Annotated in this window: 2 protein-coding genes and 1 pseudogene; 2 read left to right on the plus strand and 1 reads right to left on the minus strand. The window is 45.3% G+C overall.

Going from position 1 to position 3,234, the window contains the following annotated elements; translation table 11 throughout:
• Positions 1–1,196 (plus strand): hypothetical protein (locus tag JCM11216_RS14035; protein ID WP_054854597.1); only part of this gene is annotated, 1,196 nt, incomplete at its 5' end.
• A 4-nt stretch (positions 1,197–1,200) separates the two neighbouring features.
• On the opposite strand, the gene JCM11216_RS14040 is transcribed toward JCM11216_RS14035, so the two are convergent.
• A complete protein-coding gene (locus JCM11216_RS14040) occupies positions 1,201–2,403 on the minus strand; it encodes a YeeE/YedE family protein (protein WP_243676471.1) in 1,203 nt (400 codons plus the stop codon).
• A gap of 191 nt (positions 2,404–2,594) precedes the next feature.
• Here JCM11216_RS14040 and JCM11216_RS14045 point away from each other — a divergent pair.
• Positions 2,595–3,057: pseudogene (locus tag JCM11216_RS14045) on the plus strand (30S ribosomal protein S6e).
• Positions 3,058–3,234: the final 177 nt, after the last annotated feature.

The raw sequence follows: 3,234 nt of genomic DNA on the forward strand, positions 1-3,234 counted from the left end.
TTGAAGAGTTGAGGAACAGCAGAGCCAAGGTATTAATAAGCGGTGAGCCGTTTAACGAGGACAAGAGTTTCGTGGTGCACCTATACACGGAGAACCTAACGATTAAAGTGGTTAGGGTGGCTAAGTCGGGGAACATAACAATAACAATGAACTTAACCGGTCTCAGGGGGGGCTTCCACGTAGTCGTGCCTAAGTTGTTCAGTGATGGCAAGTTGAGGGCGATGCGGTACGGGCTTTTATTGACCGACGGCTCAATTGACAAGGAGGGCTACCCAGTGATGGCTACTACTCAGCTCTGGCAGATCGTGGCTTGGCTAATGGCTTGGTCTAGGAGGAACTACATTTGCGTGTATGGTGTGAATCTCAATGAGAACGACGTAACCGTTACATGGTTTTTAAGTGCTGTCGACCATAAGAATAAAGTCAAGAGTAAGGTTAAGGCTGCCAAGAAGGTCCTTAGGCTTGATGATGATGAGTTCGCGACATTTATATTGTTTGCTGTTCTCGGTGATGGCAGCGTCGATGTTAAGTGGAAGAATGTTAGGCTTGCGATTGGTGGTTCGAAGTATGAACTATGGAGGGACATTGTCGGGAGGATAATGAACCTCGGCTTCAGGGATTATGATAGCAAAGTTGTTAAACGGTATGGGATTAATAGCTCCAAGGCTGTTGAGCTTGCCAAGAGGTGGCTCAGTGACGTGTTAATCAGGTCGATGATTGAGGACCTCAGCCAATTGCCCGATGCTGGGAAGCTTAGGAACCTAATGATGTTGGCTAATATGGATGTTAAGTCTCGAGGTAAGTCTTCAATTGAGGTTATTGATGGTGTGAAGATGCACATACACATGGGTAAAAGTGGTTATGCGGAGCTTAGGATTGACCGTAAAAGGCTTGAGGATGCCATGGCAGTTCAGGAAGCACTAAAAAGGGCGGGCTACAACGCCAAGCTAACCCAGCGAGGCAAGAGGTTTGTGGTCTACATAGGCCAGGACGAAATCAAGAAACATCCAAAGCTTATTGTCAAGACCTGTGAGATACTGAGAAAAATGCATGAGGAAGCAATGAACGAGGGTAAGGCGAGGAGGATGAAGACAATAACTAAGGCAATGAAGAAGCTAAACTGCCCCCGCCCAGGGCCCACGGGCCTAAGCCCACAAAATAAATCCCTACTCATTATTGGTGCTACTGCGGTCTAATCATTCAATATGTCCGCTGGCGCAGCCATTGGCCATTCTGGCGCCAAATAGGACTAGGTAGGCGCCTATGAATGAGGCGAGAGCCTGAGCCTGGTGTGTTACCAAACCTATTTCTCCATATGTGCGGTGTCCATGGCTTGAATCCCATGAATCTCTTTGTTATGAACACTGATGATATTAAGCCGCCAAGGAACGTCCCGAGGTCGGATAGTGGTTCCCAACCAATCTCACTAAATGGCTTATCAACGGGTACTCCATTAACAATCTTTAATCCACCAAATAACTGGAAGTATGGTAAGCTCGCAGCCCAGCGTGGGTCTATGAAGTATAGTATCTGAGACCAAATCCATGCGTATGTAGTTGATTCACCAAATATCTGCCTGAGCACAATCACGGCAACAGCCACAAGCGTGAAGTCAAACGCCAGTGCAAATATTATCCTCGATGAACGGGGGGGCTGCTGAACGGAGACAGCCTCAATGACATAATCAGGTATTTTTGGGTAATCCTCCTTAAACTCACTAATCTCATCCTCAAGTGGCATCACCTCCTTAGTTTTACCGGTTAGGTGAAGTACGCATGCCTTACCGCCCTGCCTCCTTGGTATGAATAACCACATACTAATCATTAATAAGCCAAATATTACAGCCACGATCAACTCATCAACCTTAGTGGTTAAGCCGAACAATGTGGGCCACGTTATTGGGCCAAAGTTAAGTATGTCCCAGAAGAAGTACCTCGCCTGCCCAAAGATTAATGACCAAGTCAATGCACCTAGTAAGCCTCCAATCACGGCATACACAGCATCCCTCCTACCCTGACCAAGCGCTATCCATATAGTTCCTGGGAAGTAGCCAGCGACGGCCACGCCAACGCCAAATAATAAGCCTCCAATGACCACACCGGGTACAAAGAAAGCCTTGATACCCCAATGTAGTACGGGAACGAATAGGTTAAGTGCATAGAGAAGAATTGCGCCAAGTCCTATGACCAATCCGAAACATACCATTAATAGTCTATCTTTCAGAGTTATTGCCTTAATTATGACATCAGGGTTCGGAAAGTCCCAAATTTCCAAGGGAATCGATAATAGTATTCCTGCAAAGATGCCGACCCACAGCGGCGCAAGAGTTACGTGATATACTAATTGCATAACGACACCACCAACAAGCATTGCTAAGGCACCTATCAAAAGTATTGATGCCACCACCCACATTGGTCTGAGGCTTGCAGCGCCAACCTGTATTTTCAGGGGGGTTTGCTGCCCATGTTGGTCATAAAATCGAATTTTTGGTTATATTTAAATACTCTTATTTCAGGATTTTGACATTTCGTATTATTAGGTCGTTATTCATAATGATAGAAGTATTTTAATAGCCCCTATCTACGTTCAAGTCAATGCCAACGTTTAAGTTAGTACTTAGTGATCCAATGAGTGGGAGAGCTAAGCAGTTTGAGGTTAAGGACCCAGTTGCCCAGAGACTTGTGGGTTTGAGGATTGGTGATGAGGTTGATGGTGGGGGTGATTAAGGAGGTCTTTGAGTTGCCGCCTGGTTTTAGGATTAGGATTACGGGTGGTAGTGGTATTGATGGCGCCCCCCCAATGCTACCAAACATTGAGGGTGCTGTTAAGAAGTACCTGCTAATGAGCGAGGGCATTGGTTATCACCCCCCCGAGAAGCGTGGTATGAGGAAGAGGAAGCTCGTTAGAGGCAATACAATAAGTGATCAAGTTGTCCAGGTCAACGCGGTCCTCATTTATCCAAAGGATTGGAAGGAGGGTCCCATCATACCACTTGGCGATAAGGAAGTTCAGAAGCTTAGTGGTGGTGCTGAGCAGAAGGCTGAGGAGAAGCAATGATTTTTGTCCTTATTGTCTAAACCTTAGCGATAATTCTTAACAATCTTTTGTAATCTTTCAGTGATTTAATTCTGTAATTCAAGAGGATAGTAATGATGCTAAGATCCCGTAATTGATACGGACTTTATAAATGAAAATATATCCTTATATGTTTGTCTTACTTCTTGTTTTTGTTTC

The sequence above is a fragment of the Vulcanisaeta distributa JCM 11216 genome, assembly GCF_001315985.1.
In the GTDB taxonomy this organism is placed as follows: Archaea; Thermoproteota; Thermoprotei; order Thermoproteales; family Thermocladiaceae; genus Vulcanisaeta; species Vulcanisaeta distributa_E.